Genomic DNA, 16996 nt, shown 5'->3' with positions numbered 1-16996 from the left:
ACCACGGCGCGCGGCTCAGGCAGCACGGCGGGCAGCCGGGAACGGCAGAACGGTCGCGAGGCGCACGGCCGGCACCGGCACCGCCTCGGGTGCGGGCTCCCGCTCCGTCGGCGGGGTCGGCCCCTCCTCGTCCATCTCGGCGGCGGCCCGGGCGGCAGCGCTCTCGGCGAGGACGCGGCGGACGGCGGCGGAGTCGGTGCGGCTGCGTCGGATCGAGGGCAGCACGGCGGCGGCCAGGGCGGTGCCGGGGCCGAACAGTACAGCGGCGGTCACCAGGTTGGCGGTGGTGTTCACGGCGTGGTTCCTCCGGTTCGGGCGGCGAGAGCGAGGGAGTCCAGGACGGTCAGCCCGAGTGCGTTCAGGCGGTGTTCGAGGGCCTGCCAGGACTCGGGGTCGATGTGCATGAGCGCGGCCAGGGCGGCGGGGGCTTGGCCGTTGGCTGCGGCGGTGAGTGCTTCGCGCAGGTGGACGGCGGCCAGCGGGCGCACCGTCAGCGGCGGGTTGGTGCCCATCAGCCGAGGGTCGAGGCGAAGGTGATGACGCTCTGGACCAGGTTGTTGATGGGTGCGGCCAGGCCGGTCGAGGCGAGGAAGAAGCCGAAGAAGACGGCGACGGTTGCGGAGCCGTAGCCGAGGGCCTTGAAGCGCAGCAGCAGGCCGAGGGTGATGCCGAACAGCACGACCAGGGAGACGGTCAGGGCCATGGCGGTTGTCCTTCACGGGTCGGTGGTGTGGGGTGTGGGCAGGACGGGACAGGGGGTCAGCGGGTGCCGGCGGTCCAGGTGCGGTGGGCGGCGTTGTAGAGGTGGCGGCCGACGCGGATGCGCTTGCCGGCGCCCTTGCAGCGGCGGCAGGTCTTGCCGCGCTTGGGCTTGCCACGGCGGTCGAACTTGAGCTGGGAGCCGAGGCCGTCGCACTTGCGGCAGTCGCCGAACGGCGACGCCGCACACAACGCTGCGTAACCGGCGGCGGAGAGGAGAGCGGCGGCGAGTGCGGCCGGTATGAGGGTGTCCACGGTGGCCTCCAGGCCGTTTCCGGGGTTTTGCCAGGTCAGACGCTAGGCGCTAGGAACCTGATCAGGGGATGTTTTGGTCGCTAGCGGGGTCGCTAGGTCTAGCGAGGGTGCTTGCTAGACCTAGCGACCCTCCGGGCCTATCCGGCGTCGCGCTTCTTGTTGCGCTCAGTAACTGCGCGGGTCACGTCGTCCCGTTCGATGCCGCGCCGGTTGGCGCCCTTCCCGCCGTCGGTGGTGCCCCAGACCTGGCCGGTGGTGACGCCGTAGGGCTTCAGCGCGGTGGCGATCTGGTCGCCCTTGGCCCGGCCCTCCAGCTCACCCCACGGCCCGTAGGCGTCCGGCCGCAGCTCCGCCAGGCGGGTCACGATCGTCTCGGACCAGACCTTGGCCTCGTCCGGGCCCATCACGGCCAGGACATCGGCCAGCAGGTCGTGCGCCGGGGCTGCTGCGGCTTCGCCCTGGGCGGCGCCGGCGGCGTGGCCGGTCAGCAGTCCGGCCGCCTCGCGGGCGACCCGGCCGCGCTGGGCGATGGTCTCGGCGGCCAGGCCGTCCACGAACACGGAGCGGACGATCTGCGCGTCCGCTCCCTCACCGCCGATGTAGTAGGCGATGCCCCGGTCGGATCGGGCGAAGCTGGTGGCCTTGATGCCGCGCTTGTAGGCGCCGGTGCCCAGGACCATGTCGTTCTCGATCTGCCCCATGACCTTCAGACACAGCCGCAGGATCGCGTTGGCACTGATGCCGGTGGGCAGGGACTTGGAGTCGGGGCGCTGGGTGGCCAGCAGCAGCACGATCCCGGTGGCGGGGCCGCGCTTGACCAGGTCGGTGCAGATCTCCTCGAACTCCGCCCCGTACTTGGGGTGCTCGAACCAGACCTGGCACTCGTCCACGCCGACCACGACCGGGTGCAGCCCCAGCGACTTGTTGTTCGCGAGTTCGCTGGTCACCTTGGACTCGGGGCAGAGGTCGCGGGGCAGGGAGCGGATCACCTTGGTGCGGCGCCGCAGTTCCTCCCGCAGCGCGCGCAGGTCGGCGATGGCGTACTCGATGTCCTCGTCGTCGTCCCCGGCCCGGTGACGGTGGCTGACCTTGTCCCCGACGGGGTCGAGGTCGCCGGTGCCCTTGAGGTCGTAGGTGTGCAGCTCGGCCCTCGGGTCGAGGGCCGCGATCAGCAGCAGCAGACGCAGCAGGAACGTCTTGCCCATCCGGGGCACCGCTCCGATGACGCCGGCGATGAACATGAGCGTGGCGGTGACCCAGTTGCCGCGCTGGTCGGTGGCGAACGGGACCGGATCGAACAGGTCCACCGTGCCGGCCTTGGCGAGCGGCCAGGCGGGCTGCTTGGCCGTAGCCATGTCCTGGTCCCCGACCCACAGGACCATCCGGCCGGTGTGCTCACCGGGGAACGGCTCCGGCCACACCGTCCCCAACGGCCGCCGCAGGCCCGAGGCGAGGCGTTCGCGGCGGTCCATCACGTCCGCCACCGTGACGCCGTGCGGCAGCTCCACGTCGGCGCGCCAGCCGGGGCCGTCGCGCATGATCGGGGCGGGGAACGTGATCGCCGTGCCCTTGGTCCTGGCCGAGGTGATGCCGCCGATCCCCAGCGACTCCAGAGCCCGGATCACCATGTCCGAGGTCAGCCTGGGCGCCTTGGCCTTGGTCACCGCGCGGCCGATCAACGGCTCATCCGCCGGCGCCCCCACCACCCCGAGACCGAGCATCACGGCGGCGGCCAGCATCAGCACCGTCGTGAGGCTGGTCAGCACCAGCAGCACGACAACGGCCGCCAGGCCGAACACCGAACCCAGGATGCTGATCAGGCCGCGCAGCCGCACCCGGGCGTCCCGCTGGCGGGTCAGCCGCAGGTACAGCTCCGCGTCCTCGCGCCGGGCGGCCGCCGCCCGCAGCGGCTGCCCCTCCGCGTCCGATGCCCACCGGCCCAGGAACCTGACCAGCCGGGCCGTCCCACGCGGCGAACGGCCGGCCAGGCGTGCGGCGTAGAGCGGGGTGCGGATCGCGTGATAGGCCACCGTGTGGCCGAACAGCCCTGCGGTGTAGGTGAGTTGGGTCCGCAGCTCGGCGCGGGACAGCAGCCACGAGGGCAGGATCGGGCGCCGCGTCCCCTCCGCCGGCGGCAGCGGGGTGGTGGGCGGCTGGTCGACGTACACCGACGGCAGATCGTCGTCGCCATCCTGCTCGGGGTCGGCGAGGGCGACCGGGGTGGGGCGGCGCTCGGCCCGGGCCTTGCCCAGGTCCAGCACGCCGCCGCCGCTCTCGGTGGCCATGTCGGCCTCCAGGCGCGCGAACAGCTCGTCCTCACCGCCGGGTTCGTGGTTGTCGAAGTGGTTCACTGATGGTTCCTTCCTCACAGAAGTTGGTGGGTGCAAGGGGGCCCGGGACGGCCGGACAAGCTGCCAGGCCGTGTGGCCGTCCCGGGGCGAAGTCAGCGAGAGCCGTGCTGGTCACGGCGGGCGCCGCAGGCCGGGCACGCGGTGCCGCCGTTCTGCAAGTGGCCGCACTTGAGGCACTGCCAGCCGCTACCGGCCAGGTGGGACAGACGGTTCATCAGGTCGCGCATGGTGGATCCCCTGTCGGGTCGATGTGGGTGGTCAGCGGCTTTCGCGGGCGGCCTTGTCGGCCAGGGCGTCGGACCATCCGGCCTGACGCAGCGCGTTGGCGGCGGCCCGGGTGTTGCCCTCGCTGTCGTGCTTCTCCGCCCACTGGCGGAACCCCTCGGCATCGGCGCGGTGGTCCGCCTCGGTACCGCCCGGCATGGAGTCGTCGCCGCCGGCGGAGTGGAACAGGTTGGAGATGCGGCCCATGGTGGTGTGCCTGCTTTCAGGTCAGCGGTGGACGACGGCTTTGCCGAGGTCGAGGTGGGTGAGGGTGACGGTGTTGCCGGGGCGGGTGAGCCGGTGGGCCAGCACCATGGCGACGGTTGCGGCCCGGTGCCGGCCACCCGCGCAGCCGACGGCCACGCGCACCGGGCCCTGCCTCGGGCCGGAGGCGAACGCCTCGACCGCCGAGACGGTGGCGCCGATCAGGCTCGTGATGCCGGGGGTGTCGATCACCGCGACGCGGACCTGCGGGTCGTGGGCGGTCATCTCCCGCAGCGCCGGGTTGATGTGGGGGTCGCGGAAGTGGTGGCGCAGGTCCAGGGTCAGGTGAGCGCCGTCGGGCGGTGCGCCGTGCAGGTAGCCGAAGCTGGTGATCTCGATGCTGGTCACTGGCCCTTCCCCTCGGACGGGGTGGGCGGGTTGGGGTTGGGGATCTTCGGCGAGCCGTAGCCGCCGTTGGTGCTGTAGTCGCTCATGACGGTGATCTCCAGTCCGTGTCAGGCGGAGGCGATGAGGGCAGTTGGCGGGGTGTCGTCGGCGCAGGGGATGCAGGTGCCCAGGTGCCGGGGCAGGACGTATCCGGCGTCGCGCCCGCAGTCGGGGCACGTGCGGCGGGCCCGGTTCGCGGCGTCCAGCGCGGCCCGACGCCCGGGGGTCATCTCCCTTACAGGGGCGGCGAGTTCGGGACGGTAGAGCAGGGCCATGGCGGTGCCGCCGAAGCGGGAGGGCCAGAGGATCTGCGCGGCCACCTGCTGACCGCCGGGCCGCAGGCCCCGGGCGCGGAGCTGGCGGCGGGTGAGGAACCCGTCGGGGGCTTGGCGCCAGCGGTAGGTCGGCAGGACCCCGGGGCCGGTCGGGGTGTCCGGGGCTGGGTGTCGGGTGCGGCTCACCGCAGGGCCATCCCGACCGCCAGCGGGCCCTCGGTGTCGATGAGTTCGCGGAGTTCCTGGAAGCGGTTGGCGACCCAGCCGGCGGACCAGCCGGTCACCTCCACCACCCGGCGTTGCGGAACCTCGGTGGCGATCGCCACCCGCACGATCATCCGGGCATCCGTCTCCAGCAGCCGCACGGCGGCCGGCTCGGCAGTCATCAGCTCGTGCCGAAGCCGCGCCAGGTGCTCGCGCTCATCCTGCTCACGCTCGCTCACCTCACGCTCACGGCGCTCGCGCTCGGCCCGCTCGGCAGCCTCCAACCGCTCCCGCTCGGCGCGTTCGGAAAGGAGGAGCTGTTGCTCGTGTTCACGCTGCTCGCGCAGCAGAGCGGCTTCGTGCTCACGGCGCTCACGCTCCCGCCGATCGGCCGCATCGAACTCCGCCAGCCGCTCCGTGCGTTCCCGCAGCCGCTTCTCCTCCGCGACCCGCTCACGCTCGGCTCGCTCAGCGCGCTCACCGGCCTCACGGGCGGCCAGCGCGGAGCCGATCGCCCGCCGGTAGGACAGGGACGCTTCGGCGGTGACGATCAGCAGCAGCGGCGCCACCGCATGCACCACCACCCCGACCGGATCACGGTCCAGCGCCGAGAGACCGATGTTGAGCAGCAGCGTCATGGCTCCGGTCAGCCAGCGCAGCACGACCGGCCACCGGCCGCCCTGCCCGCCGAGACGGGCCAGGATCGAGTCCATCCGGACCACGATCACCACCGCCGCATCCACCACCAGCGGCAGGATCGGCGCCGTCCACTCCCACCCCTCGGGGGAGTGGGAGCGCATCAGCGGAGTCACCGTGAGCACGCTGTAGAGCACCGCGCCGCACGTGATCGTCCACGTCCCCGCCGTCAACGCCCGCTCGGCCGAGCGGATCTGTTCAGCCGTCACCGGAACCCTCACCCCGACCACCCCACCCGCACCGGCGAGTGGACCGTGAGCGCCGGGTGAGCGGCCGTGAGCGCCGTGAGCACCGCCCGGTCCCGCTCCCGCAGAACAGCCAACCTCTCCTGCTGCCGCCGCGCCGCAGCCGCGTTCAGCTCGGCCGCCAGACGCACCCGACGCAGCGACTCCTCCACATCCGTACGGGCGGCCATCACGCCGCCACCCCCGACCAGACCGGCCGGCGCCCCGCCACCCGACGGACCAACGGCACCGGCGCCGAGCGCATCAGTTCCGCCGCCACCTCCGCCGACTCCGGGTCGTCCACCAGCAGCTCCGCCAGCACCTCCCGGGCCACGTCCGTGCGGGCGGCCCACTCGGCGGCCGACTCACCCGGCACACCACCGAACAACGAGCCGAACGGGTCCACGTCGGCGTCCACGCCGAACGCCAGCTCGGCGAACTCCAGGGCCGAAACGGCCCACTGTCCTGCAACAATCGACTTCACGGGGTCTACCTCTCCAAGGGTGTGTGGGCCCCAGGGACCGCCGCGCGTTCCTTGGCCGGAGCGCGGCGGTCTCGTTCTGTCTGGGCCCAGATGACAGACAGCCGCTCAGCGCATCGGGCGCTCACCAGCTGTGCGTGGACGGGGAAGGAATCGCACCCTCACCCCCGCAGGGGCCCACTACGGGCCGTCCGCTCGGTCTGCCTCCGCCTCTCCCCAGACACCTCCTCTCGCGGGGTTCTCGGCGGGACCTATTCAGTTCTCAAACAGCGAGTACTTCCTTCAGGGGGATGTCACCCCACCCCTCCGGGCACATTTGCGCAGCTCAGAGCAGCCCAAAGAAGGGCGGCCGGTTCGCCAGCTCCACCATGCGATGCATGTTGAACATGTCTCTTACGATGCCAATGGACCGACGCTCCGTCAAGTCCTCTGCTGCTTGAGTCGAAGACCTCCCGACCGCGCATCACAAGATTCGCGCGTCAGGGCATGGCGAGATACGGCACTGATGGACGTCCTAGAGCCAACTTCGGTACGGTCAAGTCGTCCCGCATCGTCCAAGCGCCACCAGATCGTCCAGGGGAGGGTGACATGGCCAATGAGCGGCTTCGAGGAGCGATCCTGGCAAGCGGCCTGACGGTCGAACAGATTGCAGAACAGATGGGGGTCAGCGCTCGCACGGTGGACCGCTGGCTTGAGGCGAAGGACCAGCGCAGGCCGTACCGGCGCCATCAGTACGCGCTTGCGAATTTGCTTCGCCGAGACCTTTCGGACCTGTGGTCAGACGAGCAAAGCGCCAGCGAACTGGCTGAGGCCGGCCGTGCAGAGCTAGTCAAGCTCTACCCGAACCGCGCTGTCGTGCCGAAGGAGTTGTGGACCTCGTTGTACGCGGGAGCCACGCGGAACTTCGACCTGGTCGTCTACGCGGGCTTCTGGCTCTCCGAGGACCCGCTCTTTTTCCGCCTGATCAGGGAGAAGGCGAACGCAGGTGTCCTAGTCCGGCTGATGCTCGGCGATCCGGACTCAGCTCCGGTCGCTCAGCGGGGTGAAGACGAGGGGATCGGTCCGGCCATGGGAGGGAAGATCCGCAACGCGTTGGCCAACTACGGGCCGCTCTTCGGCGTGCCGGGAGTTGAGTTCCGGCTGCACGCGACCACGCTGTACAACTCGCTCTACCGGGCCGATGACAACATGCTCGTCAACGGCCACGTCTACGGCATGGGGGCCTACCTGTCGCCTGTAATGCATCTCTCGCAGGTCCCGGGCGCCGAGCTGTTCAGCACGTACGCGGCGAGCATCGAGCGCATCTGGGAGGGCTCGCGGAGAATCAACTCGCCGCGGCTTGAAGGAGATACAGCATGAGCAGGATCGACTACATCAACGACCCCGGCGCGCCGGCGGCGAACTCCGTTGTCCCGTCCGTCGTGGCTGTGGTCCAAAACGATCGCGGGCAGGTGCTCCTCATCCACAAGACGGACAACGGGCTCTGGGCGCTTCCGGGGGGCGGCCACGACATCGGCGAGTTCGTTGCCGAGACGGTGGTCCGCGAGGTGCATGAGGAGACCGGTATCGACGTCCAGGTCGTCACTGTCACTGGGCTGTACACCGACCCCGGGCACCGCATGGCTTACTCGGACGGCGAGGTCCGTCAGCAGTTCTCCATCTGCTTCCGGGCCCGCCCGGTCGGTGGAGAACTTCGGACTAGCGAGGAATCGAAAGAGGTCCGCTGGGTGGACCCAGCGGACCTTCGTGACCTCAGCATTCATCCGTCCATGCGGCTTCGGATTGAGCACGCCCTTGACCCGGATCGTGTTCAGCCGTACATCGGTTAGGCCAGGGTCAGCCGGTGCTGCACACGGTCGGCCGCAGCGTGGATCTCCGGTTCGGCTCGGCGGATGAACCGTCCGACGAGGCTGTCGGGGCCGTACCGCCCCACGATCTCGGCGATCCGCTCCGGCGTGGTGGTCGACGTACCGTCCGGCGTGGTGGTCATGTCGCAAAAGATCAATGCGTCGACCAACTCCGGCTGTTCCAAGGGGAATTCGGATTCCAGCTCGTCGCGCAGGCCCCGCTCTTCGGCTTCCAGTAGCGCACAGGAGTGGTGAGCGACGAGCCGTACGATCCGCTCGTCCACCCGCTCGACGTTGCGCAGGAATCGAGCACCGTCGAGCGGGTGGAACCCGGTGTCGCTGATGCGCGGCGAGTAGCCGATGTCGTGCAGCACAGCAGCAAACTCAAGGAGTTCGGCATCCGGCCCAAGGATCGGTGCCAGCGCGCGTGCCCGGCCGGCCACGCCCTGGGAGTGAGCCCAGCGCCGGGGCAGGTCGTTTGAGAGAAGGGATTCAGCGAGATCGTAGGCCCACACAGCAGCATCCGTTTCTAGGGGGCGGGTGGTGTGAGATCGGGGTTCGGGATGGCGAGAACGAAGCGGCCCTTGCCTTGCCGGACTTCCAGGATCCCGGCTCCTTCGAGCTGAGCGAGGGCTCGCCGGACGGTGCCGCGCGAGGCGGTAGTCCGGTTGCAGAGCGCGCTTTCTGAGGGGAACTCGTCACCTGGGGCCAGCCCATCGTTGCTGATCACGCCTGCGATTTGGTCGTAGACACTGGGTGCGTGGGCTGCGGCCGCCACCGTGCGGCGAGTTCCTTGCTGAGACCGAATCAGACCCTCGTCGGCCAGCAGCTTAAGTGCGCGTCCAACGGTGCTTCGGGCCACGCCGTACTGGGCCATCAGCTCCGCCTCGGACGGCAAGGTGCTTGTCTTCGCTCCAGTACTGATCTCGGTCCGCAGCGCTTCCGCGATCTGCAGGTAGGTCCCACGTGGGCTCCGCTCTGTCACTGGCGGCTCCTTCCTGATCGTGTCTCTCCAGTCACAATGAAGGATGCCTCACCTGGGGCGCATCATCGAGAGCCGGGGCGACAAGGGCTCAAGCCGTGGTGCGGCTCACCGCCCACTCGGAGTCTCGGAGGGAGAGAACTGCTGGGCGCCAGCCAACTCCAAGAGCTTGCAGGTACGATAGGAAACTCTCGACATCCTAGGGGACGTTGCCGCCTCCACGCAGCGCCATTTCAAGCCGCCTGGCATGCTTTTCCTCGAGGATATTGCCCATGGAGCGGAACTGGTTTGCGAGATTCTGCCAAGCGGCTGCGGCATCCGGAATGTCATTTAGCGAGCAGTAGATATCAACGGCTTGCTCAATTGCTGCAAAGGAATTATCAATGTTCCCGTGGCGCGCGAATTCGACCCCTTGGGAATGCCATAAATCGGCCTCTTGCTTAGATAGGCCAGCGGTGCGATACTCTTCGGCTGCTAGCGCTGTGAAGTCCATGGCTTGGCTGGCATGTCCACCCCTTGCCAGACCTCGCCCAATGAGCTCGTAGGTGTGTGCCTCGGACAGTTGATCTGAAGCTGCCTCGTGAAGCTCGATGGCGCGTTGCGCATAGGGGATGAATACTTTAGGATCTCCAGCCTGCGCGAGAGATCCCGCCAGATGGGAGAGCACCTGCCCGGCGGCGCCCTTGTCATCCAGTGTTAGGAAAATAGATACAGCCTCCTCGGAAACCTCGATTTGCCTTCCAGATTCTTTGATCTGCTCAAGCGAAGAGGCCATTATTCTGAGGCTTCTGGCCTGCCCCTCAAGATTGCCAGAAGATCTGTGCAAGCTCAGCGCATTACTTGACGCAGTGAGCGCCTGTTGCCCGGGTGGGAGTACCTTGCATAGATCCTCCCAGAGTTTCAGTGCAAGATCTACTCTGGAATCTGTGGAATATAGGCCGGCCGCCCTTGTTGCAATTTCAAGAGCACTCTCTGCTCGGCTGTTCGCACCTAGGAGAACGCTGACATGGTGCCAGGTAGTTGCTGCTGACATAATGTCGCCAAGCTCTTCGTAGATGCCGACGGCTCGTGCTGCGGCCTCTGCGATCTCATCCGGATCGGTTGGCATTCTTGGGTGAATCTTCATGGCTCGTATGACAAATTGAGTCCAGCAGTGGGCAGCCTTCGGTAGGTCATCGAGATTTCTGTAGATTGCTGCGGCTTCTCCGGTAGCACTTGACGCTCTTGCAATCTCGCTGACGCTAATCAATGTTTTGCTGAGGCTCAGCCAGACTTCAGCCTCATTCCTTTGTCCTGCAGTACGCAGGCTCTTCTCTTGCGCGAGGGCAGTTTCTAGCTCGATTTTTTCGGTGGATTTCCTGGTGAAGCTTTCCTCAATTTCTCTCTCTGCGGCTTCCAGGAGATTTTCGGATGCGGCGCACTTTTCTTCCGCCTTGGCCGCACGCTTTCTTGCCCTGCTTAGAGCGTATTCCAATTCCGCGATGTACGCCATCAGATTTATACGCTCTTCGTAGAGAAGGTCACGTTCCTCTGCTAGGCGATCTAGCTCAATGGCATGTCTGGCGGCCTCGCCGTGCATTCTTGACTCAGTCCTACGAACTTCAAGGGCGCCTCGCTCGGCGTTTTCTCGGGCCTTCTCTAGTTCTTCCTCAAGTAGATGTACAGTGTGTTCCGTTGCCTCGGCTTGACGCTGCGATAGGCTCACCTGATCGCGAAGGGACTGGATTTCTGCCGTCTGAGGACTGGAATCCCTTTGGGCTGCCCGATGAAGTTCTTTGATTGCCTCTCGTGCCTCAGCCGCCATGATTTGGCCAGACGCTGCCTCGGAATCCCGAATGAGAGTTTCTACGAAAGTTGCTCCTGGGATTTCAAGTCCAGAAAAATATCGAGATACTGTGGAAACATGCCAATGTGTGCTCGCGGCGTAGCCGGTCATTGAGGTGTGCAACTGGCCCGCGAGAAGCCGTAGCGCCACCGCGAGGCTTCGAGCGCTAGGCGTCAGTGTGTCGGGTAGGTCACTGTTGAAAACGATGCGGCGCCGCTGGGTGCGTTGAGCGGGCAGTGTCGCTGGACTGCGATGTGGCTCGGGTCGGCGCTCGGAAGCGCCCCCAGGCAGACCGCTCACTGCTTCACCTCCGGTTCGTTGCAGGGTGTCTGCAACACGTTGCCCTTACCGCAATGCCATAAGCCTGAGCAATCTTGACGCATCGCCGGAGAGATCGGTGGCAGGTTGAGGGAAGAGGTAGCGATGGTTCACAGGGGCCTGGTTGAACGCCGCACGCCAAGGCGGGTTGGCAGCGGCAGCGGGGTGCACGGGGCGGTTGTGTCCACCTTGATTGGTGTGGGCGCCATTCTTCCTAGGTTGATGGATGCTCCGTGGTGGGCAACAGCCGGCAGTGTCGGCCTCGGAGCGATGCATGCTGCGCTAGCCACGGTGTTGGGCATCGTTCGAACGCTGGTTCCGCAGACTTCCAGTGATCGTCGCCGAGTCTGGGAAGCGCTGATCGCCCGATGTGGGCGAGGAGAGCGCCAAGTCGCCCAGACGCCACGTGGAGAGAGTGAGTGCTAGCCGATCGTCTTGGATGCGGCGCAAGAAGGGGCCCAGTAGAGCGACGCGTTGGGTTGGTGAGCCGTGGCGTTGCACCGCACGAGGAAACGTCAGCCGATCGAGGCCAGTTCGCTGACATCAGAATCTGACATCAACGGCGGCAGATGCCGGGAGCCAATTGAGTCCATGGACGCATGGACGGGCAGCCCCAGGTGCACGTCCGTTCCGGTCGGGCGAGTGCCTGGTCGAACTTACAAGGCGGATGTCGGCGGTTCGAAACCGTCTGCGCCCACCCCTCAGAATTGCGAAAACGTGACGAAGGCCCAGGTCAGGACATACGTCCAGGTCTGGGCCTTCGTCATGCCGGGTTGCCTGCCTACAGTCCACCTGTCCGTGACATCGCGATCGGCGGAGCGTCCGGCCGGGTGTTCGGGTCCTACTCGGCGGGCGGTTGTTTCGGGGGTGTCGGCTGGGGCGGTGCCGTTGGGCCGCCGTCGGGGCGGGGCCGGCCGGAGGGGTCGTGCTGACCGTCGGTCGTCTGTTCCTCCTGGGCGTCGGGCTGTGGTTCGCACGGGTGCTTGGTCGGCCGTGGGAGTGCGCGGGTCGGGCCTCGGGTGCCGCGCCGGGGTTCGTGCCAGCCTCTGGATTCTCCGGCGGGGACGGTTCCGCTCATGCTCTGCTCCTTCTCGTGGCGGTCTGCTGGGTGGCCCAGGTGCGGACCCGGTCCTCGGAGGTGAACGGTTCCGGTTCGCCGGCCCGGGCTCCGGTCCCGAGACGGCGGACCCAGTCGTGCTGCCGACGGTCCCACGCGCCCCACAACGGTGGAGTATCGCCGACCGGCGGCAGTCGACGGGCCTCGTAGCGGTCGCCCGCCAGATCCGGACGGCTCATGCGCTCTCCCTCCACGCGGTGGTGCCCCGAGTCCAGATGTCCTTCGGGGGCACGACGTTGGACTGCCGTCCTTCGGGACGTGACCCCGGTTGGCCGTCGCGGTGGTGCGCGGCGTCGGCCACGAACTGCTCGATGTGTGCTGTGACTTCCGCGCGTTGGGCGTGGTACCAGTGGCTCTGCCTGTGCATCCGGGCCTGGTCGGGGGTGCCGTAGCGGTCTGTCTCGCCGCCGGCTGTGACCAGCTTGCCGGTGACCTGGTCGCGCAGGCCCCAGCCTCGCCGCCCCTTCTTGTCGCACCCCAACTCCTCAACGAGGAAACGCTCCTCCGGGGTCACCGGCATCCGCCAGTCTGCTCGCGTCGGATCCGGGCCTCGTGGCTGCGGCCGGCCACCGTGATGGTGAGTGTCAGTAGCCCATCGCGGTCGAGGAGTTCGGTGATCCGCTCGACCGCACCCTCGCCGAGGTAGGTGCGGAATGTCTCGTGCTGGGTCCAGCCCAGCGGTAGGACGTGGAGGGCCTCCCAGAGGGCCGCCACCGCGTCCGGCAGTCGAGTGAATGTCGCGGGTGGGGCGATGTCGGCGATCTCGACCACAACAGGTCCGAGGTCGATGCTCACCGCTGTGGGGCCAGAGGTCCGGAAGTCGTCATGGGGCGAGCTTCGAGCCCAGCCAGGTCAATGACTAGGGCCACCATGGGTACTCACCCTGTAGCAGTCAGTGTCGGTACGCTCGGTGTATCGCCGCGACGGGAGACCGCTGTGCCCAGCCCGGAGCAGGTGCCCGCGCACCTGCTGGCCGACCGCCAGTCCATCACCGCGTGCGCTGACCGCAAGATCGGCACGGTGTTCCACCTCGCCAAGATCCGCGCCGGAATCTATCCAGCTCAGATCGCGCGGCTCACCGGACTCCAAACCAGCCGCGTCACCGAGTACGTGACCAGCGGGCGCGTTGCCACGAGCATGGACGTCTGTGAGCGCGTCTCGGACGGCCTCGGCATCCCGGGCCGGATGCTCGGCCTCGCCGACCGGCCTTGGGAAACCCATGCAGCACCCAGTAGTTACCGGCCGGCCGCGATCCCCGAGACCTGGGAGATCCTGGACATGCTGTCCTGCTCGACCGCGAGCGACGCCACGCTGCTGCACCTGGAAGCGGCCGTTGCCGAGTCTGCGTTCAGGTACCCGGTCACCTCCCCGGCGCAAAGTGTTCCGCAGATGCAGCGCCAACTCACCGCGGTGCACGAGCTCCTCGGCCGGCCGCAAGCACTCGATGCCCGCCGCCGGTGCGTGCGGATACTGACCGTACTGTCGGGCTTGCTCGGCCTGGCCTACCACGACTGCGGTGACCGGGGCCGCTCCGACGCCGTGTTCCACATGGGGCAGGTCGCTGCCGATGAAGGCGAGGCCGATGAGCTGACCGCCTGGCTGCTGACCATGCAGAGCATCGCGGACTACACCGCCGGACGGACCGACCAGGCCGCGACCCTGCTCGGCCGAGCCGACACACTGGCAGACCGAGCGGGCCCGCGGCGCCGCGCGTGGATTGCCGCAAACCTCGGTCGCGCGCTCGCTGCCCGGGGAGATGTGCGTGGCACACTGGCAGCACTCGATCACTCCGCTGAACTCCTCGGCGAGGAGTGCGAGCCGATCGGCGGGCTCGACTTCTTCACTCGCCCGCGGCTGGTCGGACTCACTGGCGAGAGCCGGGCGCTACTCGGACACCATGACCTCGCGGTCGGCATGCTGACCACAGCATTGGAGCGACGGGACCAGGCGGATGCGAAGGGCCGGGCCACCCTGACGTTCGATCTGGCCCAGTGCCGCATCGGGCAGGGCGACATCGATGGCGCGTGCGCTCTGGCGCACACCGCCCTGGACATCGCGGGAGGAAGCATTGTGCAGCCGCTCGTCCTACGAGCGCGAGCGTTCCAGGCTTCGCTGGGCCCGTGGCGGGCAGCTGGTCCCGTGCGGGAACTCAGCGCTCGCGTGAGAGAGTCGGAGCACCAGCTCGTACGCGCGTGAGGAGGCTGCCCGGTGGAGTGGACAAGCTACGGTCGGCGTCGGGTCTACGACAGCCCCTACGTGGAGGTGTGGCTGGACGATGTGGACATTCCTGGCGTTGGCCGGGTCGACCACCACGTCATCACGATGCCGAAGGCGTCCACCACCTCCGTGGTGACGGACGATCAGGGCCGCTTCCTGCTCCTCTATCGGCATCGGTTCATCACCGGCAGGTGGGGGTGGGAGGTGCCGGCCGGGTGGGCCGAGCCTGGTGAGGACCCGGCTTTGGCGATTACCCGGGAGATCGAGGAGGAAACGGGCTGGCGGCCGGGGCGGGTCGTGCCGCTGGTCGAGTACGACGCGCTGGCCGGGATCTCGACGATGCGCTTCCACAGCTTCCACGCCACCGAATGCGAGCAGGTCGGGGTCCCGACCGATGCCAGCGAAGCGACCCGGATCGAGTGGCTGCCTGAGGCCGAGGTCGTGAAGCTGCTGGCTTCGGGTGAGGTGGCGGATGGGCCGTCGCTCGCCGCGCTCGCGTACTACCTCGGCCCGTACCGGCTGTCCCAGTAGCGGAACGGCTGCGCCGGTCTCACCGGCTCAGTGTCGCTGGTGGTCCCCGGGGCGGCGGACGGTCCCGGCATCCGGGGCAAGGTGTCTCGCCGGAGTGCTGCACACACGTGGCCCGGCATTCTGGCTGCGATGACACGCCATCACGTGCCGGGCCACGACAGGCATCACGTCGCCACGCGAGCTGCCACCGGCCTGTCCCGGACTCCCAAGTGGGTGGCGTCCGGGGCTGCTTGGGGAGAAGGCCCGGAACGGTGGGGCGCGGAATCTCGATCGGGTGACAGGGCGTGCCTGGTGATCATCTTCGGCGTTGGAGCAGGGTGATCATCTCCGGCATCCCGGCCCGCCAGGCCGTGCCGCCCGCTGCTGCCCGCAGCCGGCCGTGCGGAAGCGGCCCGGCGCCGGAGGCCGGACCCACGACTTGGGAGAGCCATGTCCCCCTCGCCCCCCGACCCGCGCCCGCGCACCCGAGGGCGCACCCCTGCCGTCCGGGCAGCCGTGCTGTGCGTCGGTGCCCTTGCCCTGTGCGCCGCCGCCCCGGCGCCCGGGGCGCAGCCGCGTGCGGCCGAGCCGGCGTGTTCGGCCGCCGCCGGTCCCGCGATGCAGGTGACCGGGGGCACGGTGACCTGGTGCGCGCTGCCCGAGGGTGGACGGCTGACGTTCACCAACACCGGCCGGGCCTACGCGGACCTGTCGCTGGTGGTCTACGACTGCGACGGTGGCAAGGCCCCGAACGTGGACGCCGCGAAGTGCGCGAAGACGCTTAAGAGTTCGTCCGACATCATCTGGCGCCAGGTGAAGTCGAAGCAGAGCGTCGAGGCGGACTTCGACATCAGGAAGGGCTCGAACGCCCAGGTGTGGTGGACCTCCGACAACGCCGACAAGGCGTCCGACCTCAAGCTGCTGGGGACGCCGTGGAACTCCTGACCTCGACCCGCGCGGCGCTGGCCGCACTGCTGCTGGCCACCGCCGTGCCGCTGCTCGGTACACCGCAGGCCGCCCTGGCGCAGCAGAGCACGATCGACTGCGACGGGAAGTGGCACTTCGAGCCGGTCGGCGATCCGGTGCTCAAGCGTCAGATCGCCGACAAGTTCACGCTGGACAACCGCAACGGACCGGAGCCGCTGGACCGTACGGAGCGGACCAAGAACAGTCTGACCAAGACCTTCTCCCATTCGGTGAATCTCGGCTTGGAGACCTCCATCGAGGCCAGTTCCGACTTCGGCGTCTTCTCGGCGAGCGTGACCACGAAGTTCTCCGCCGAGTACGGGTTCGCCTTCTCCGAGGAGAACAAGGTCGAGAAGGAGACGGAAGTGCGCCTGACCGCCGGGCCCGGGGTCGGCTACACGTACTTCGTCGGCCTGGAGACGGTGCAGGTCACCGGTTTCTACGAGCGGATCCTCGACTGCGACAAGGCCACCCAGCGGTACCAGCGCATCGGCCCCGCCACCGAAGAGGCGCCGCTCACGGGCAAGGCCGTGTGGACCGAGACCCTGCCGGGGTCGAAGTGACGACTCGTGAGGGGACGACGGTGACGGACAGCCGGATGCGGGGCGGCGGGGCGAGGCGCGCAGCCAGGGCCCTGGTGACGCTGGCGGGCGCGGTGGCGCTCGTCTGCGGTGCCGGCGCGGTGGCGGACGCGGTTCCGCCGGGCGGCTACCCGCCGGGCGTGCACATCCTCAACGGCGACAGCAAGAACAGCAAGCACACGCCCTGTCCGGCCGGTTGGGTGTGCGTGTACGACGGTGTGGACGCCACGTACGGGGCGATCGCCGTCCTGCCGGGCACCGAGGTCCCCGACGTCGAGAGGATCAAGCTGCCCGACGGGGGGACGTTCACCGGGAAGGAGGGGATCTCCACCTGGGTCAACAACTCGCCCGTCGCGTACTGCTGGTTCGACAGGAAGGGCTACACGGGCACCTCGCATCCCATGGCGCCCGCCAAGGCCGGGTCCTCGCCCGGCGATTCGCTCAAGTCCTTCAAGCCGTGCTGACCATGCCCG

At 68.1% G+C, this 16996-nt stretch carries 24 protein-coding genes; 7 read left to right on the top strand and 17 right to left on the bottom strand.

From position 1 onward, the window contains the following. Positions 1–15: 15 nt before the first annotated feature. From OHV05_RS09330 to OHV05_RS09280, 11 genes are all read right to left on the bottom strand, one after another. Positions 16–294 (bottom strand): hypothetical protein, encoded by a 279-nt coding sequence (locus tag OHV05_RS09330; RefSeq protein WP_405017256.1) that lies wholly within the window; start codon positions 292–294, stop codon positions 16–18. Continuing rightward, the gene (locus OHV05_RS09325; RefSeq protein ID WP_405017255.1) at positions 291–512 is read right to left on the bottom strand and encodes a hypothetical protein; all 222 of its coding nucleotides are present in this window, start codon (positions 510–512) and stop codon (positions 291–293) included. The genes OHV05_RS09330 and OHV05_RS09325 overlap by 4 nt, the downstream gene beginning before the upstream one ends. Beyond that, positions 512–703 carry a hypothetical protein gene (locus OHV05_RS09320; RefSeq protein WP_405017254.1) on the bottom strand — a complete coding sequence of 64 codons (192 nt, stop codon included), beginning with the start codon at positions 701–703 and terminating at the stop codon, positions 512–514. The genes OHV05_RS09325 and OHV05_RS09320 overlap by 1 nt, the downstream gene beginning before the upstream one ends. A 56-nt stretch (positions 704–759) precedes the next feature. Beyond that, positions 760–1014, bottom strand: a complete 255-nt coding sequence (locus OHV05_RS09315; RefSeq protein WP_405017253.1) for a hypothetical protein — start codon at positions 1012–1014, stop codon at positions 760–762. A gap of 137 nt (positions 1015–1151) precedes the next feature. Then, positions 1152–3365 carry a cell division protein FtsK gene (locus OHV05_RS09310; RefSeq protein ID WP_405017252.1) on the bottom strand — a complete coding sequence of 738 codons (2214 nt, stop codon included), beginning with the start codon at positions 3363–3365 and terminating at the stop codon, positions 1152–1154. Positions 3366–3623: 258 nt separating this feature from the next. Further along, positions 3624–3836: a hypothetical protein gene (locus OHV05_RS09305; protein ID WP_405017251.1), complete on the bottom strand. Its 213-nt coding sequence runs from the start codon at positions 3834–3836 to the stop codon at positions 3624–3626. A gap of 21 nt (positions 3837–3857) precedes the next feature. Beyond that, positions 3858–4241 (bottom strand): ATPase, encoded by a 384-nt coding sequence (locus tag OHV05_RS09300; RefSeq protein ID WP_405017250.1) that lies wholly within the window; start codon positions 4239–4241, stop codon positions 3858–3860. Positions 4242–4348: 107 nt separating this feature from the next. Further along, entirely contained in the window at positions 4349–4741 is a 393-nt protein-coding gene (locus OHV05_RS09295; protein WP_405017249.1) for an RRQRL motif-containing zinc-binding protein, read from the bottom strand. Continuing rightward, a complete protein-coding gene (locus tag OHV05_RS09290) occupies positions 4738–5664 on the bottom strand; it encodes a DUF2637 domain-containing protein (RefSeq protein WP_405017248.1) in 927 nt (308 codons plus the stop codon). The genes OHV05_RS09295 and OHV05_RS09290 overlap by 4 nt, the downstream gene beginning before the upstream one ends. 8 nt (positions 5665–5672) lie before the next feature. Next, positions 5673–5870, bottom strand: coding sequence for a hypothetical protein (locus OHV05_RS09285; RefSeq protein ID WP_405017247.1), 198 nt, complete (start codon positions 5868–5870; stop codon positions 5673–5675). Then, on the bottom strand, positions 5870–6163 hold the full coding sequence (locus OHV05_RS09280) for a hypothetical protein (protein WP_405017246.1): 294 nt from the start codon (positions 6161–6163) through the stop codon (positions 5870–5872). Before OHV05_RS09280 ends, OHV05_RS09285 begins: the two co-directional genes overlap by 1 nt. A 585-nt stretch (positions 6164–6748) precedes the next feature. Here OHV05_RS09280 and OHV05_RS09275 point away from each other — a divergent pair. Together OHV05_RS09275 and OHV05_RS09270 are read left to right on the top strand one after the other, a co-directional pair. Then, positions 6749–7519: a helix-turn-helix domain-containing protein gene (locus OHV05_RS09275; protein WP_405017245.1), complete on the top strand. Its 771-nt coding sequence runs from the start codon at positions 6749–6751 to the stop codon at positions 7517–7519. Next, complete coding sequence (locus OHV05_RS09270) at positions 7516–7989, top strand: NUDIX domain-containing protein (RefSeq protein ID WP_405017244.1); 474 nt, start codon at positions 7516–7518, stop codon at positions 7987–7989. Before OHV05_RS09275 ends, OHV05_RS09270 begins: the two co-directional genes overlap by 4 nt. Here OHV05_RS09270 and OHV05_RS09265 read toward each other — a convergent pair. The 6 genes from OHV05_RS09265 to OHV05_RS09240 form a co-directional block, all read right to left on the bottom strand. Then, positions 7986–8522 (bottom strand): HD domain-containing protein, encoded by a 537-nt coding sequence (locus OHV05_RS09265; protein WP_405017243.1) that lies wholly within the window; start codon positions 8520–8522, stop codon positions 7986–7988. The two genes, OHV05_RS09270 and OHV05_RS09265, sit on opposite strands and share 4 nt — an antisense overlap. Positions 8523–8536: 14 nt before the next feature. Further along, on the bottom strand, positions 8537–8992 hold the full coding sequence (locus tag OHV05_RS09260) for a GntR family transcriptional regulator (protein ID WP_405017242.1): 456 nt from the start codon (positions 8990–8992) through the stop codon (positions 8537–8539). 196 nt (positions 8993–9188) lie between these two features. Further along, positions 9189–10925 (bottom strand): hypothetical protein, encoded by a 1737-nt coding sequence (locus OHV05_RS09255; protein WP_405017241.1) that lies wholly within the window; start codon positions 10923–10925, stop codon positions 9189–9191. A gap of 1281 nt (positions 10926–12206) precedes the next feature. Continuing rightward, complete coding sequence (locus OHV05_RS09250) at positions 12207–12428, bottom strand: hypothetical protein (protein ID WP_405017240.1); 222 nt, start codon at positions 12426–12428, stop codon at positions 12207–12209. Then, a complete protein-coding gene (locus OHV05_RS09245; protein WP_405017239.1) occupies positions 12425–12769 on the bottom strand; it encodes a hypothetical protein in 345 nt (114 codons plus the stop codon). The genes OHV05_RS09250 and OHV05_RS09245 overlap by 4 nt, the downstream gene beginning before the upstream one ends. After that, entirely contained in the window at positions 12760–13044 is a 285-nt protein-coding gene (locus OHV05_RS09240) for a hypothetical protein (protein WP_405017238.1), read from the bottom strand. The genes OHV05_RS09245 and OHV05_RS09240 overlap by 10 nt, the downstream gene beginning before the upstream one ends. 141 nt (positions 13045–13185) lie before the next feature. On the opposite strand from OHV05_RS09240, the gene OHV05_RS09235 reads away from it, so the two are divergent. From OHV05_RS09235 to OHV05_RS09215, 5 genes are all read left to right on the top strand, one after another. Further along, the gene (locus OHV05_RS09235; protein WP_405017237.1) at positions 13186–14445 is read left to right on the top strand and encodes a hypothetical protein; all 1260 of its coding nucleotides are present in this window, start codon (positions 13186–13188) and stop codon (positions 14443–14445) included. A gap of 12 nt (positions 14446–14457) precedes the next feature. After that, on the top strand, positions 14458–14997 hold the full coding sequence (locus OHV05_RS09230) for an NUDIX hydrolase (protein WP_405017236.1): 540 nt from the start codon (positions 14458–14460) through the stop codon (positions 14995–14997). Between the two features lie 429 nt (positions 14998–15426). Next, positions 15427–15921: a hypothetical protein gene (locus OHV05_RS09225; RefSeq protein WP_405017235.1), complete on the top strand. Its 495-nt coding sequence runs from the start codon at positions 15427–15429 to the stop codon at positions 15919–15921. Continuing rightward, the gene (locus OHV05_RS09220; protein ID WP_405017234.1) at positions 15909–16505 is read left to right on the top strand and encodes a hypothetical protein; all 597 of its coding nucleotides are present in this window, start codon (positions 15909–15911) and stop codon (positions 16503–16505) included. The genes OHV05_RS09225 and OHV05_RS09220 overlap by 13 nt, the downstream gene beginning before the upstream one ends. Positions 16506–16525: 20 nt before the next feature. Next, positions 16526–16987, top strand: coding sequence for a peptidase inhibitor family I36 protein (locus OHV05_RS09215; RefSeq protein ID WP_405017233.1), 462 nt, complete (start codon positions 16526–16528; stop codon positions 16985–16987). The last annotated feature ends 9 nt before the right edge of the window (positions 16988–16996 follow it).

It is taken from the genome of Kitasatospora sp. NBC_00070 (genome assembly GCF_045041205.1).
GTDB lineage: Bacteria > Actinomycetota > Actinomycetes > Streptomycetales > Streptomycetaceae > Kitasatospora.
The sequence above is the reverse complement of the archived record's forward strand: the minus strand, read 5'-3'. Positions and strand labels throughout refer to the sequence as shown.

Excerpts from the sequence above, each read along its gene's own strand:
- OHV05_RS09325 (WP_405017255.1), bottom strand. The coding sequence starts at position 512 with ATGGGCACCAACCCGCCGCTGACGGTGCGCCCGCTGGCCGCCGTCCAC.
- OHV05_RS09320 (WP_405017254.1), bottom strand. The coding sequence starts at position 703 with ATGGCCCTGACCGTCTCCCTGGTCGTGCTGTTCGGCATCACCCTCGGC.
- OHV05_RS09305 (WP_405017251.1), bottom strand. The coding sequence starts at position 3,836 with ATGGGCCGCATCTCCAACCTGTTCCACTCCGCCGGCGGCGACGACTCC.
- OHV05_RS09285 (WP_405017247.1), bottom strand. The coding sequence starts at position 5,870 with ATGGCCGCCCGTACGGATGTGGAGGAGTCGCTGCGTCGGGTGCGTCTG.
- OHV05_RS09275 (WP_405017245.1), top strand. The coding sequence starts at position 6,749 with ATGGCCAATGAGCGGCTTCGAGGAGCGATCCTGGCAAGCGGCCTGACG.
- OHV05_RS09270 (WP_405017244.1), top strand. The coding sequence starts at position 7,516 with ATGAGCAGGATCGACTACATCAACGACCCCGGCGCGCCGGCGGCGAAC.
- OHV05_RS09255 (WP_405017241.1), bottom strand. The coding sequence starts at position 10,925 with ATGACCGGCTACGCCGCGAGCACACATTGGCATGTTTCCACAGTATCT.
- OHV05_RS09250 (WP_405017240.1), bottom strand. The coding sequence starts at position 12,428 with ATGAGCCGTCCGGATCTGGCGGGCGACCGCTACGAGGCCCGTCGACTG.
- OHV05_RS09245 (WP_405017239.1), bottom strand. The coding sequence starts at position 12,769 with ATGCCGGTGACCCCGGAGGAGCGTTTCCTCGTTGAGGAGTTGGGGTGC.
- OHV05_RS09225 (WP_405017235.1), top strand. The coding sequence starts at position 15,427 with ATGTCCCCCTCGCCCCCCGACCCGCGCCCGCGCACCCGAGGGCGCACC.